The organism is Alteromonas sp. KUL17, from assembly GCF_006538305.1.
Lineage (GTDB): Bacteria > Pseudomonadota > Gammaproteobacteria > Enterobacterales > Alteromonadaceae > Alteromonas > Alteromonas macleodii.
This window is the reverse complement of sequence record NZ_BJKJ01000007.1, coordinates 139399-153256: the sequence shown is the minus strand read 5'-3', so window position 1 is coordinate 153256 and position 13858 is coordinate 139399. Positions and strand designations below refer to the sequence as shown.

General features: G+C 43.8%; 12 protein-coding genes. All 12 read right to left on the bottom strand.

The genetic code is table 11. From position 1 onward, the window contains the following. Nucleotides 1-4: 4 nt before the first annotated feature. Nucleotides 5-709: a YIP1 family protein gene (locus KUL49_RS08720; protein ID WP_069943952.1), complete on the bottom strand. Its 705-nt coding sequence runs from the start codon at nt 707-709 to the stop codon at nt 5-7. Between the two features lie 276 nt (nt 710-985). Next, complete coding sequence (locus KUL49_RS08715) at nt 986-2710, bottom strand: SLC13 family permease (RefSeq protein WP_131137040.1); 1725 nt, start codon at nt 2708-2710, stop codon at nt 986-988. Between the two features lie 16 nt (nt 2711-2726). Then, nucleotides 2727-4142, bottom strand: coding sequence for a sulfate adenylyltransferase subunit CysN (gene cysN / locus KUL49_RS08710; protein WP_131137039.1), 1416 nt, complete (start codon nt 4140-4142; stop codon nt 2727-2729). Nucleotide 4143: 1 nt separating this feature from the next. Beyond that, entirely contained in the window at nt 4144-4935 is a 792-nt protein-coding gene (gene cysQ, locus KUL49_RS08705; protein ID WP_014975999.1) for a 3'(2'),5'-bisphosphate nucleotidase CysQ, read from the bottom strand. Further along, the gene (cysC, locus tag KUL49_RS08700; protein WP_131137038.1) at nt 4935-5531 is read right to left on the bottom strand and encodes an adenylyl-sulfate kinase; all 597 of its coding nucleotides are present in this window, start codon (nt 5529-5531) and stop codon (nt 4935-4937) included. The genes cysQ and cysC overlap by 1 nt, the downstream gene beginning before the upstream one ends. After that, on the bottom strand, nt 5531-6445 hold the full coding sequence (gene cysD, locus KUL49_RS08695; protein ID WP_014976001.1) for a sulfate adenylyltransferase subunit CysD: 915 nt from the start codon (nt 6443-6445) through the stop codon (nt 5531-5533). The genes cysC and cysD overlap by 1 nt, the downstream gene beginning before the upstream one ends. Nucleotides 6446-6710: 265 nt before the next feature. After that, nucleotides 6711-8216 (bottom strand): sodium/proline symporter PutP, encoded by a 1506-nt coding sequence (putP, locus tag KUL49_RS08690; RefSeq protein WP_039233331.1) that lies wholly within the window; start codon nt 8214-8216, stop codon nt 6711-6713. A 116-nt stretch (nt 8217-8332) separates the two neighbouring features. After that, complete coding sequence (locus KUL49_RS21125) at nt 8333-8692, bottom strand: GGDEF domain-containing protein (RefSeq protein ID WP_242633783.1); 360 nt, start codon at nt 8690-8692, stop codon at nt 8333-8335. 43 nt (nt 8693-8735) lie between these two features. Further along, on the bottom strand, nt 8736-10094 hold the full coding sequence (locus KUL49_RS08685) for a hypothetical protein (RefSeq protein WP_242633780.1): 1359 nt from the start codon (nt 10092-10094) through the stop codon (nt 8736-8738). A 411-nt stretch (nt 10095-10505) separates the two neighbouring features. Further along, nucleotides 10506-11210, bottom strand: coding sequence for a DUF3379 family protein (locus KUL49_RS08680; protein WP_131137037.1), 705 nt, complete (start codon nt 11208-11210; stop codon nt 10506-10508). Continuing rightward, on the bottom strand, nt 11203-11760 hold the full coding sequence (locus KUL49_RS08675; RefSeq protein WP_131137036.1) for a sigma-70 family RNA polymerase sigma factor: 558 nt from the start codon (nt 11758-11760) through the stop codon (nt 11203-11205). Before KUL49_RS08675 ends, KUL49_RS08680 begins: the two co-directional genes overlap by 8 nt. A 116-nt stretch (nt 11761-11876) precedes the next feature. Continuing rightward, nucleotides 11877-13730: a DUF885 family protein gene (locus tag KUL49_RS08670; protein WP_131137035.1), complete on the bottom strand. Its 1854-nt coding sequence runs from the start codon at nt 13728-13730 to the stop codon at nt 11877-11879. Nucleotides 13731-13858: the final 128 nt, after the last annotated feature.

Sequence of the window (13858 nt, the reverse complement as noted above, 5' to 3'; positions counted from 1 at the left end):
TTAATTAGAACAAGGCGAGGGCAATCAACCAGATGCCGTAGATAACAATATAAGGTGCACTTGCAATTAATGCCGCCTTTTTAAGAGAAAAGGCGGTCCATTGAGTAATACCTACGGTGGCTAGATAAATGCCCCAGAATAGCTCTACCCTTAACGCCTGGCCGAAAGCGTACCAAGGCGAGTCCATTGGGATATTCGCAATATACCCAAGGGACGCTGGCGATAAAATTGATGGTGCGACTTGATGGTCGCCTGCGAACAACAGCAAAGCAACGCCCACTAAACCAGTAAGCACATAAGGCATTGAAAGCCACCAAGCGAAACCATACCAGTCAGTAAAGCCATACACATGGCTGTCGTCAGACCGGGTCATTAAATTCACGTACACGGCGTAAATGGCGTTTACGATAATAGGAACAAAAAAGGCACCTATAACCGATGACCAAAGCAAAGCATCCCTGGTGAAGAATGCCTTCATTTGCTCTTCTTCTGCCGGGCTCATATCCCCTTGCGCGGCAATATTCATCTGAGCGAACCATTCAATGTCAACGAAGTTTACATACAAGTACTGGGAAACAAGTGAAATAGCCATGATCAAAATAAATGGCATCCAGCTCCAATTGTTGTTTTCACCTACTGCTTTAAATACACCATTAGGCTTGAAAAAAATATCGTTACACGCTTGAAAGGGGTTCGTTACATTATGCATCCCTTGCTCCTATTTCGTTTTTTTTATTACTCTGACTCTGTGTAAAGCCATGAGTCATTGTTAGCTTGCCAACAGGCAGGCAATAAATTGAGGTATAGATTACTGTTGGCTACAGGTGTTGTACAGCACAACATTTTGATATTTGTAAGAGAAAATGAATGTATTGAAAGGTTATAAATAAAAAAGGGAAGCGCTTGCTTCCCTTTACGTAATACTGCTGATTGCTGCTCTATCTTTGGCGATTTTCTATGTCCTCTCAAAACGCGCCGCAAGAACTTACAAATAAGTAATATTAAGCAGTGTCAAAACTATGGTGCTGTACAACAGCGAAATAGGCAGTCCAATTTTTATAAAATGCGAAAACTTATAATTCGCCGCATTATAAACAAGCAAGTTGGTTTGATAGCCGAACGGTGAAATAAAACTGGCACTTGCTGCAAATGCTACCGCTAACGCAAATGGCATTAGCGGTGCGCCAATGATTTGCACTAACCCGTAGGCAAACGGGAACATTAGTGCCGCAGCAGCGTTGTTGGTAACGAACTCGGTCAAAACCAAAGTTAGCAAATAAATGACTAACAAAGCTATAAACCAGTCGGTGTCCGATAATACCGGCATAAGTACTTCAGTGGTTGTACTTATCACGCCTGAATTTTCTAGTGCGGTAGCCAAACTTAAAGCGCCCACAATAACAACAATCAAATTCAACGGTAAATTTCGCTTCATTTCCCCGTTTGACGTCACTTTAACGCCAATGAGTACAGCGGCTAAGAACAGCAAACCGATAGCCAGTGAAATGACATTAGTTGCAGCCAATAACACCGTGGAAAGGAAGCCGCCAAGGGTAATCCATTCTTGCTTGTTGGTTAGTGGGCGGGCGATTTTTTGCTCTGACAAAATAAAAAAGTTTTTATTTAAATTTTGACGAGTCGCAAAGTCTGGGCCTGTAGCTAAAAGTAAGAAGTCACCTGCTTGAAGCTTTATTTCTCCTAACTTGCCTGACAGCTGCTCTCCATCGCGGCGAATGGCTACAACAGCTGCATCAAATAGTGCTCTAAAGCCAAGTTTTTTAATGGTTTGCCCAATAACTTGAGCGCGATTGGCAACAACTACCTCGGTTAAGCTTTCACGCAATACCCCATCGGTCTCGGCAAACATGCTTAACCCTTTTATATGGCTAAGGTTATCAAGCTTTTGAACGTTGCCAGAGAAGATAAGCTTGTCGTTTTCCAAAATGACTAGGTCAGGCCCGACAGGAGAGATAAGGTTCCCATTGCGTACCACTTCTACCAAAAAGAGCTCTGGTAAATTACGCAGATGGTTTTGCTCTACGGTTTTGCCTATGAGTTCTGAACCATGCTCTACTTCAGCTTCAACCATATACTCGTGATAGTTGTTACTCTTATTGCCAATATGAGGTAGCAAAGGAAGTAACAAAAACATAAGCAGACCACAGCTTAAACCCGCTGCGGTGCCATAAAGTGTGAAGTCGAAAAAGTTAAAGCCCGGATGTCCGTGTTCCTGCAAAAAGCTGTCTACGATCAGGTTGGTAGATGTTCCGATTAAGGTGACCGTACCGCCTAGAATAGCAGCGTATGAAAGGGGAATTAGCAATCGAGAGGCAGGGTGATATTGGTTTTGCTTAATAGGACCAATAAGACTTGCCACAATAGCTGTATTGTTTAACAGCGCAGACGATAAAAAAGTTAGCGAAAACAAACGCCAGTAGGATTGAGTAAAGTTAGCACTTACCAATTTCCTTCCTAGGCGTTTTATCAGCGCTGTTTTATCAATTGCACTGCTTACCAAAAGCAACAAAACAAGGGTGATAAGACCCTTGTTTGTTAAATTTAGCAAGATGTCATCAAGAGATAACTGCTGGGTAACCAGTAATGCTAACACTGCACCAGAAAACACAGTGGAAGGGCGCAGATTGGTAAAGATCAGCGCGCATATCGTACCGGCAAATACTGCCAGTACGATGAACTGGGTCACATCCATATTGCTCCAGTCCTGCTTAAAGTTTACTGATATCCACAGAGTTCCAATGCGGGAAGTGCTTGCGTACTAGTGCATTGAATTCAAGCTCGAACTCAGAGAAGTTAGGCGATGCATGCTGTGCGTCACCTGCAATTTCATCAATAATCATACCTGCACCAACCGTACCATTGGTAAGGCGATCAATAACGATGAATGAACCCGTAGGGCGATTGCGCTTATACGGGTCGCAAGCAACAGGCTGAGTAAATTTAACGTCTACTACACCAATCTCGTTAAGATTTAAGTGCATAGCATCGGTTTCTTCTAGCGTGTTCACATCAATTTGATTATCGATATGTGCAACTACCCCTGGCGTTGATTTAGTCGCGAATTTAAACAAATATTGCTTGTTTGGCATTAGCGGCTCTTCAGACATCCACACAAGGTGAGTTTTAAATTGTGTGCTTAGCAACGGCAAGTTATCTGATTTTACAATCATATCGCCACGAGAGATGTCAATTTCATCTTCTAGCGTTAGCGTTACCGCTTGAGGTACATAAGCGCGCTCTTGGTCGCCTTCAAACGTAACAACTTGCTTCACCTTTGATTTCTTACCAGAAGGAAGTGCCGTTACTTCATCACCTGGTGCAACTTGGCCAGATACCACGGTACCCGCAAAGCCACGGAAATCTAGGTTAGGGCGGTTAACATATTGTACAGGGAAGCGAAAATCTTCTAGGTTGTCGTCTTCACCAATTTCAATGTTTTCCAACATTTCCATGAGTGGCGTGCCGTCAAACCAAGGGGTCTTTTCGCTCTTGCCTACTACGTTGTCGCCTTCAAGTGCTGAAATAGGTACGAACTGAATGTCAGGAATATCAAGCTGCTCAGCAAACTTCAGGTAGTCTTCCTGAATTTGCTTGTACACTTCTTCTGAATAGTCCATCAAGTCCATTTTGTTGATAGCAACAATAACGTGTTTTATACCTAAAAGAGAAACCAGGAACGAGTGACGTTTCGTTTGAACCTTAACGCCGCCGCGAGCATCAACAAGAATAATAGCAAGGTCGCACGTTGACGCACCGGTTACCATGTTACGAGTGTACTGCTCGTGCCCCGGAGTATCAGCGATAATAAACTTACGCTTGTCAGTAGAGAAGTAGCGGTATGCTACGTCGATAGTAATCCCTTGCTCACGCTCAGACTGAAGACCGTCCACAAGAAGGGCAAGGTCAACTTTCTCGCCTGTAGTGCCCACTTTTTTGCTGTCTTTAGTGATAGCAGCAAGTTGGTCTTCATAAATCATTTTTGAGTCGTGAAGCAGGCGACCAATTAGGGTACTTTTACCATCGTCTACGCTACCGCAGGTAAGGAAACGTAGCATGTCTTTCTTTTCGTGTTGTTCTAGGTAAGACAGAATGTCCTGTCTCAGTAATTCGTTTTCATTGTTCATGTTATGCGCTCACAAGGAAAAAGGGGTTTAACACAGACTCTTTTTGGTTGTACGTAAGAGCGTCAGCGTTGTCATCTAATGGGTTTTCAGGGTCAAGTACGGTTACGTTTGCGCCTGCTGCTAGTGCGACGGCGTGCGCTGCTCCTGTATCCCATTCAGATGTTGGGCCTAAACGAGGGTAAAGATGTGCTTCGCCCTCAGCCACCAAGCAAAGCTTCAGTGAGCTACCCATCGCCACAAGCTCGGTTTCACCTTTAAGCTGTGCCAATAAATTCTGTATTTCTGGGCTTTGGTGAGAACGACTACCTACCACTTTCCACACTTCGGCACCATCGTGCTTGCGCGCAGAAATAGCGGTAAATTCGCCATTTACTTCAGTCCACGCACCTTCACCAACAATACCTACATAGCTTTTGTTTAGTGCTGGCGCGTAAACCACGCCCATGGTCGGTTTACCGTTTTCGATAAGTGCAATATTTACCGTAAACTCACCGTTTTTCTTAATAAACTCTTTAGTGCCGTCTAGCGGGTCTACCAGCCAGTATGACGACCACGTTTTGCGCTCTTCCCATGAAATATCTGCTGACTCTTCAGAAAGAATCGGCAGGTCAGATTCAGCTTCAAGAGCGTTAACGATTACGTTATGTGCGGCAAGGTCAGCTTCTGTTAGCGGGCTAGTATCCTGCTTTTCATAAATGGCGAAGTCTTTCTCGTAAATGGCCATTATCTTATCGCCGGCTTCTTTGGCGATAGCTAGCACTTTTTGTGCAAGACTATTTAAAGGCTGTGTCATTACACCAATCCCTTTTCTTGAAGCAAAGCATACAATCGCTCAGCGGTTTGCTCTGCGGGTTCATCCTGATAGGTTAAGTGTACTTCTGGCGCTTCAGGTGCTTCATAGGCTGAATCAATACCTGTGAAGTCCTTAATTTCACCGCTACGCGCTTTCTTGTATAGCCCTTTCGGGTCGCGTTTTTCACACACTTCAAGAGGTGTATCGATAAACACTTCTACAAACTCTCCGTCTTCCATTAAGCTGCGGCAATAATCGCGGTCGGCTTTGAAAGGCGAGATAAAAGCGGTAAGCACAATGGTACCGGCATCGACAAAAAGTTTAGCGACTTCGCTAATGCGGCGAATGTTTTCAACGCGATCTTTATCGCTGAAACCTAAATCGCCACACAGACCGTGGCGCACGTTGTCGCCGTCAAGCAGATAAGTGTGCTTGTTCTGCTCGTGAAGCTTTTTCTCAAGCAGGTTTGCTAAAGTCGATTTACCAGAGCCGCTTAAACCCGTTAGCCAAAATACACGAGGCGTTTGACTAAGCTTTTCAGAGCGGGTGGTCTTGTTTACTTCGTGTTTATGCCAAACAACGTTGTCGGTGGCCATTAGAAGTACCCTTCCATTTTCTTCTTCTCCATAGAGCCTGCGCTGTCATGGTCGATAACTCGGCCCTGACGTTCAGACGTCTTGGTAAGCAGCATTTCTTGGATAACTTCAGGTAGGGTAGCTGCTTCTGACTCTACCGCACCGGTAAGTGGGTAACAGCCAAGAGTACGGAAACGCACAGAGCGCATCTCTGGTACTTCACCTTCTTCTAGCGGCATACGGTCGTCGTCAACCATAATAAGAATGCCGTCGCGCTCAACGACAGGGCGAGGCTTAGAAAGGTAAAGTTGCGGAATATCGATGTTTTCTAGGTAGATGTATTGCCAGATATCTAGCTCAGTCCAGTTAGACATTGGGAATACACGAATGCTTTCGCCTTTATTAACCTGAGAGTTATAAATATTCCAAAGCTCTGGACGCTGGTTTTTTGGGTCCCAGCGGTGGTTGCTGTCGCGGAATGAGTAAACACGTTCTTTGGCACGTGATTTTTCCTCGTCGCGTCGAGCGCCACCAAACGCCGCATCGAACTTATATTTGTTAAGCGCTTGCTTAAGTGCTTGGGTTTTCATAATGTCAGTATGTTTTGCTGAACCGTGGCTAAATGGGCCAACACCAGCTTCAACACCTTCTTCATTGATGTGAACAAGCAAATCAAAACCGTGCTTCTTAGCTTGTTCGTCACGGAACTTAATCATTTCACCAAACTTCCACGTGGTATCTACGTGTAATAGTGGGAAAGGAATTTTGCCGGGCGCGAACGCTTTACGGGCAAGGTGAAGCAGTACAGAAGAGTCTTTTCCTACAGAGTAAAGCATAACTGGGTTTTCAAACTCAGCAGCAACCTCACGGAAAATCTGGATACTCTCGGCTTCGAGTTGTTTCAAATGCGTTACAGACGGGATACTAGCAGTCATTTTGAAGTCCGAATTTTATGTTATATACAAAAAAGTTATATATGGGTTATTTTTCTGCATAGAACGATAACATATTTAATTTCAAAAGTAGTATGCGATTTTGCTATTTAAAATAGCTATCTTATTCCATTAAATAAAACTGTCATGCAATTGAAGCATAAGCCACTTTTTTCAAGGCCTATGAAAAGAAAAAAGCCCTGTTTAGTAACCTAAACAGGGCTTGTTATTCATTTTCGTTGCGAATGACTTATTTCGTATCGTTCGCTTACCTTTCACTCAATTTGGTCTGGAAAGCGTCGAACGTATCAACCACACCTTCTCTTGGCGAGCCAGATTTACTTAAAATCATGATGGTTAAGCTAGATAAAATAAACCCAGGGACAATTTCGTACATCCAGTCACCAAGCTTTTGGCCGCCGATTTCAATAGGAAGATAAATCCACAGTAACACCGTCACTGCACCAACGATCATACCACCTAATGCAGCACGGCGAGTCATTTCACGCTTAAACAGGCTAAATAGTACAAGCGGTCCGAAGGCTGCACCAAAGCCAGCCCAAGCATTACTTACAAGCGTTAAAATGGTGCTGTCTCTATCATAAGCTAGATAGATTGCTACGAGCGCGACAACTACTACGCTGACTCGACCAGCAATAACGAGCTCGCCATCTGACGCATCACGTCTTAGGAAGGCTTGATAAAAGTCACTGGTTAGTGAACTTGAGGTTACCAACAGCTGAGAAGAAATAGTACTCATGATCGCCGCTAAAATCGCAGCGAGCAGGAAGCCACCGATAAGCGGGTGGAATAGAATTTGAGATAAGTAGATGAAGACGGTTTCTGGATCGATTTCGTTTCCGTTACCTGTTACATAGGCAAGGCCGAAAAGCCCCGTCATTAACGCACCAATAATCGACACAATCATCCAACTCATACCGATATTGCGCGCAGTTGGTATATCTTTAACAGAACGTATCGCCATAAAACGCACAATGATATGAGGCTGACCAAAATAACCTAGGCCCCATGACATCAGTGAAACAATACCTATTACGCTTAGTGCTTCATTGGTAGACGCATCCATAAACGCATCGAAAAGCGCCGGATTAATGGTATCTAATGCGTCAATTGACGCGCCGATTCCACCCAACTCGCTAATAACAACGGCAGGTACCATAATGAGAGATACAAACATGATACACCCCTGAACAAAGTCGGTCATGCTTACTGCCATGAAACCGCCTACGAGGGTATAAGCTACGACGACACCCGCGGTAACGTATAAGCCGGTCTCATAAGTTAATCCAAATGATGTCTCAAAGAGCTTTCCGCCAGCTACCACACCAGAAGAGGTGTAAAGCGTAAAGAAGACAACGATAACCACAGAGGCTATAACGCGCAATAAACGCGTGTTGTCAGCGAAGCGATTTTCAAAATAGTCGGGGAGGGTAATGGAGTTGTTGGCTACTTCAGTGTAAACGCGAAGGCGTGGAGCAACTAACATATAATTTGCCAGAGCACCGAGTGTCAAACCAACGGCAATCCAGCCAGCAGATAAGCCTGATACATACATTGCACCGGGTAAGCCCATGAGCATCCATCCGCTCATATCCGATGCACCTGCTGAAAGCGCGGTTACCGCGGGGCCTAGTTGGCGGCCGCCAAGCATATAGCCTTCTACGTTGGTGTCTGTCTGCCGATAAGCGAAAAGGCCTATCCCTAACATTACAACAAAATACAAACCCAACGAGATTATCGTGCCAGTAGCCATATAAATTCCCTATGTTTTTTCTTTCATGCTAACACCTATGACATAGAGTCTCTATGTCAGTCAGCGACCTTGCATGTTTTCTATACGGTAATTCGTAAATAAAGTTTGGCGAAAGGTTAAATTGGAAAAGATGCAACGCGCGCTCGACCTTCTCTTTTGGCTCTGTAGAGAAGCTCATCGCACATCTTGATAATGGTGTCTAGGTTGGTTTCTCCGTTGACGTCTAACAGACCCGAAGAAAAGCTCACGGAAAACATTTCTTTTGTATTGCGCCAGTGTTTCTGGCGAGAAAGCGTGAAATTCAGCTCGTCCAGAATTCGCTTAGCAGACCTTTGGTCGGAGTCGGAAAAGTAAATCAAAAACTCTTCGCCGCCGTATCGGCAGAGCTTGTCTGACTTACGAATTCGGTTTTTGATAATCTGCGTAAAGGTAGTCAACACTTCATCACCGACAACGTGGCCGTATTTGTCATTAATCTTTTTAAAGTTGTCGACATCAAGTAGAGCAATACAGGACGCTTTATTGCACTTTCAGTGCTTTTTTCAAACTGTTTAGCATAGCTCGTCGCGTGAGAGCACCGGTAAGTGAGTCACGCTCAGCTAGCAAGTCGCTCTGTCGTTTTGAAATCCATAGCCAAAGTGCAAGAATGATGAGAATTGTGATAATCAACGCAAAAATGGTGGTTTTCATTGCTTCTTTGTCGGTAGAAAGGCCATCTTTTTCACTTCTGAGCACAGTGAGTTCTTTTTGTCGATATCGCGCTAACTCGATATCTTTCGCAATACCGTCGGTAAACGAAGAATTTGACAACTTGAATTGCTCAGTGTTTTTTTCAACAAGAAGCCTATTGTAGGTTTTCGAATGCTCATATGCTTTTTCGTAGTCACCAATAAAATCGTAAAGTCTGGAAAGTTCAAGTTCTCCCCGTATCATTCGCTCTAATTTGAATTCGGACGATTGTGAAGAGTCGTTTAACGATCGCTTATAATTGCTAATGGCGGTTTCTAAAACACTCTGTCTATTTTGCAATGCTGCTACATAGGATTGAAATAGGTAGGAGAGCTCTTTGGATTTAGATTCAATTACGTCAATATCTATTGAATTCAATTGATCTAATGTCGAATTTATTTCACTCTCTTGCGCTCCTCGAAAGCCTTGAAGCAAGACCTTAAGCTTTTGAAATAGAATTATGAATTTTTCATGTTCTGAATTCCGGTTTTGAGCGGTAATCAGCGCTTTGTTCGCAAGCTCTAATGCTCTTGAGTATTCGGACTGAAACATCAGCGCGTCTACAGCAGCGAAGTAAGCTAGCGTTAAGGCTTGATCGTTTTTGTTACTTTCCTCAATGATACTCATAGCGTGAAAATACGCCCTGCTAGGCACCGATAACTCTATGTACGCTGCTCTAAGCCATTGATGAGCAGTAGCCCGGTCAAGCGCGTTCTCCAATGAAAGCGTTGATGAACGCGTTGGTAAATAGAGCAATGAATATTCAAATTCATTAATTGCCTGTATTGGGCTTGCTAGAGTGAGTTCCATTGAAAGCCAAATACTAGCTATAGCTGTAGCGACTCGGTTTCCTGTATCTAGCGCTTCTAACTTCAATCTTCTTAGTGCTGGAACAGTTGAATTTATGCGCAGTGGTGAACCGTCAAAGTCATTAACGGCTCTAGCATATATGTAATACGCTTTCGCAGCTGAGAATAACTCAGGGTTGAGCGCCTTTAACTCTTGCCAGTGAGAATCCAATAGGGGGGATTTTACAAAAATTTGTACTCGTGGTTCGAGAGTTTCGTTTGCCGTGGCGGTAGCCAATATGTGTCTAAAAATTATCCCTTCGCTACTGATATCGTCTTGTATGTTCAGATTCTCAATCATAGTTGAAATCTGCTTGTTATCTATTTCCGAGCTTCTGTTCCAATGATAAATTGTTACGGCGGCAAGGTGGCTATATGAATGTAACTTTTTTGCCTAATGTTGGTCGGATATTTATCTTGTAAGGCGTTAGTAGAGGGACTGAAACACGCGATAAAAAGTGTGCAAACCATCAGACTTGTAAAACGAAACCAAGCGCTCATTGTGATGGAGACCTCTTTACTGCGGGTAAGTGAATGAAGTGATTAACTGAAATTAAAACGGACGTTTTAACCTTTAAGTCGGAGTATAAGTTTTATTGAACAGGGTTTCATCATAATTTTGGGCAAAAAAATCGGCCCATAGGGGGGCCGACGAAGGGAAGTGCTAAAGATACGCACTTTTTTGGAACACTTTACAGTCACTTAACGTGTGTTAAGCAGAGAATTGAATCCTTTCTGACACCGCCTTTTTCATATCGCTTAAATCAGCATCTTTATCGCCAACAATCATTACATTGGCATGCTTCATTTTAATGCTCTCTCCGTGGTACTGACCATCGGCAAACTCGCTTGGTACGGAGACATCTCCACGTTCAGGTACTACGAATACCGACATCTTGCCTTGCGGCGTATTCACAATCAGGTGAAGGCTTCTAACTGTGCTCAAATGGCAATAGTTTGCGACCTCTACACCGTCGAGCATTTCGCTAAAGCTGCCACCAAAGCTTGCTAGCTTTGCGTTAACCATGTTCAAATCAACAGGAAGCAACGAATGAGCGTGTTCCATTTCTGCGTACTGCATATGGGCAAGTGCTTGCCCGCCAATACTAAGCGGCTGGTGATACCACATAGTAAGGCCAATGCCTACTGTAAAGGCAACTGATGCAGCCATGGCTAAATACCAGCGACTTCTGCGTTTATAACGGGTGAATTCGTCTGCAGACTGCTGCCATATTAGTTTGCTTGCGAAATCCTCTGGTACATCGACTTTCAATGCTTGCTTTAATTGCTTATCTAACTGCTTTTGTTCATTCCAGAAACTGCGTTTACTTTCATCCGCTTTTGCCGCTTCTACAACATCACTGTCAGTCGTTTCTGGATCGGCGTAGATACGACGCCTAAATTCTAACTCATCCATTTACACGACCTCTCTGTTCATTTTGCTTCTCTAATGCCTCTTTTAGTTGATTCCTCGCTCTGAAAAGGCGAGTCATTACCGTGTTTTTGTTAAGCCCTAACTGGTTGGCGATCTCTTCACCACTAAAACCGAAAATCAATTGGAGTATTAAGGGTTCACGATACTCCACACTCAATCCACCTAATAGTCGCTGAAGCTCTCTATCTTTCAAGTCCCCATCTGCATGTTGTGTGTCATCTTGAATATGGCAATCATCAATATCTACTGTGTCGAACTGTTTGCGTTCAAATCGACGGGCGTTTTCGCGGCGAAGAATGGTAATTAACCATGACTTTGCTGCTTTTTCATCATTTAGGGCGTCTAATGAGCGCCAAGCACGTAAAAAGGTTTCCTGAACAACATCTTCAGCAATGCTCTGGTCTTTAATAAGCCAAAATGCATAGCGGTAGATGTCGGCGTGAAATGCCTTTACTAATGCTTCATATCTTTGGTGTTTTGCTTTCATACCCGATAAGACCTGAGCATTATCGGATTTATTTCGCTCAAACATAAAAAAATCCAAAAACTTAATTTTTTCTCACTATGACATAAAAAACGCGCCATTTCGTTAGCCGAAAGGCGCGTTTTCATTTTATTTTCAGTGATCAGAGCACCTAGTTCGAAAAACTAGGCACTTTTTTGGGAAGTAATCCAAGCATTAATGTTTTCTTCTAAAATAAACAGTGGGACTGGACCGTACTTCAACACCTCGTCATGGAAGTCTTTCCAATCAAACTTTTCACCAAGTTCAGCTTGGGCATGCTCTCTAAGTTCCATGATTTTCAGTTTACCTATCATATAGGCCGTAGCCTGACCTGGCATAGCAATGTAGCGCTCAATGGCTTTTTGCGCATCGTATTCTGGGTTTGGCGTATTTTCAACAAGGTAATCTACGGCTTCTTCACGCGTCCACTTTTTCGCATGAATACCCGTATCAACCACAAGTCTGCAAGCGCGCCAAAGCTCCATGGCTAGACGACCGAAATCAGAATAAGGGTCTTCATAAAAGCCCATATCTTTTGCAAGTTCTTCGGTATATAGGCCCCAACCTTCTGTGTATGCGGTAAAGCTCAAGAATTTCTGGAATTGAGGCACACCTTCTAGCTCTTGTGCAATAGCGCGCTGCATGTGGTGACCTGGGATGCCTTCGTGATACGCCAGCGCCTCTAACTGATAAGTAGGCATTGCTTTCATGTCATAAAGGTTTGCGTAATAAATACCTGGGCGGCTGCCATCTTGCGCCGGGCTTTGATAAAACGCCTTGCCCGCAGATTGTTCGCGGAATGCTTCAACCCGTTTAACAATCATGGGCGCCTCTGGAAGAATACCGAAGTATTCAGGGATAGCTTCTCGCATGTCGTCTATGGCGGTTTCCGCCATATCAAGGTATTGCTGTCTACCTTCATCTGTTGAAGGTAGATAGAATTGCTCGTCTTCACGCATGAAAACGAAAAACTCTTGAAGGGTGCCTTCAAATTTTACTTGTTTCATAATGTCGCGCATTGCATCGTGTATGCGCTCTACATTGTCTAAGCCAATTTGATGGACTTCTTCAGCGGTTAGGTCTGTAGTGGTAAACCAGTTTAGACGATTCTGATACCATTGATCACCATTGGGTAAGCGCCACACACCATCGCCTTCGGGCGTGATTTCCCTTTGATGAGCGAGTTCTTCAATAAACTTCTCGTATGACGGCATGACTGACGTTACCAAAGCGGCTTTCGCTTCACCTAATAACGTCGTTTTTTCCGCCTCTGTAACATCCAGGCTATTTACTTTATTTTGAAAATCTTCCCAGATAGTTGAAGGTATTTCGCTAGAATCAAATGGTGCGCCGGTGATCACGTTTTTTGACGCATCAATCATTTGATCGTAGGCCCATGCTGGGGGGAATACGCCGGCTTTTTCGCGAACTTTCATTTGTTCGATAACTTGATCAAAGTACGTACGTACATTGTCTAGTCGTCCAATGTATGCCTTAGCGTCCTCTTTACTCTTTACGCTGTGAATGTTGATAAGGAAGCTAGGCACTTGTGTATGTGCGGCGCGGAACTGATGTACAATGTAACGGTGATGTCGAAATTCGTCGTTAGCTAAATCGCGCTCAATACCTAGTTTGTACAGGCGCAAGCTTAGCTGTTCCTGTTCACTTAACTGACTGGTGTCAAAACTATTAAGCTTTTCTAGTCGGTTTTTGGCGATGGCAATGCGAGCGTCAGCTTCTTCGTCACTGATGTCATCCCATTTGTCATAGTCCCATTTTTTACCCAAGTAACTTTGAAATAATGGCGAACGCTTAAGATCTTCTTCAAAAGTACGTTCGAAGAACGCATTAAGGCGCTCTGATTCAGACTGCCCGGCTGGCTGTTCTGTTTTAATAGGTTCTGGCGCTGTTTTAGCGGTTTCACTTGCAGGAGAGCAAGCCGTAAGCGTGGTAATGGCCAACGCAATTGGCGTTAGCTTTATTAGTGCTTTCTTCATTATATTCCCCGTCGCGTTTAATTGATTATTTTTATGAGCTAAAGCTTCAAAGATTAATAAGCCTTAAAGAGGACAATAAGGCTCAAAGGCTCGACTGTTTCTCAAACGCAAACATTTCTGTTACGAAG

Coding starts and splice junctions, on each gene's coding strand:
- KUL49_RS08720 (WP_069943952.1), bottom strand. CDS start 709: ATGCATAATGTAACGAACCCCTTTCAAGCGTGTAACGATATTTTTTTC.
- KUL49_RS08715 (WP_131137040.1), bottom strand. CDS start 2,710: ATGGATGTGACCCAGTTCATCGTACTGGCAGTATTTGCCGGTACGATA.
- cysN (WP_131137039.1), bottom strand. CDS start 4,142: ATGAACAATGAAAACGAATTACTGAGACAGGACATTCTGTCTTACCTA.
- cysQ (WP_014975999.1), bottom strand. CDS start 4,935: ATGACACAGCCTTTAAATAGTCTTGCACAAAAAGTGCTAGCTATCGCC.
- cysC (WP_131137038.1), bottom strand. CDS start 5,531: ATGGCCACCGACAACGTTGTTTGGCATAAACACGAAGTAAACAAGACC.
- cysD (WP_014976001.1), bottom strand. CDS start 6,445: ATGACTGCTAGTATCCCGTCTGTAACGCATTTGAAACAACTCGAAGCC.
- putP (WP_039233331.1), bottom strand. CDS start 8,216: ATGGCTACTGGCACGATAATCTCGTTGGGTTTGTATTTTGTTGTAATG.
- KUL49_RS08685 (WP_242633780.1), bottom strand. CDS start 10,094: ATGATTGAGAATCTGAACATACAAGACGATATCAGTAGCGAAGGGATA.
- KUL49_RS08680 (WP_131137037.1), bottom strand. CDS start 11,210: ATGGATGAGTTAGAATTTAGGCGTCGTATCTACGCCGATCCAGAAACG.
- KUL49_RS08675 (WP_131137036.1), bottom strand. CDS start 11,760: ATGTTTGAGCGAAATAAATCCGATAATGCTCAGGTCTTATCGGGTATG.
- KUL49_RS08670 (WP_131137035.1), bottom strand. CDS start 13,730: ATGAAGAAAGCACTAATAAAGCTAACGCCAATTGCGTTGGCCATTACC.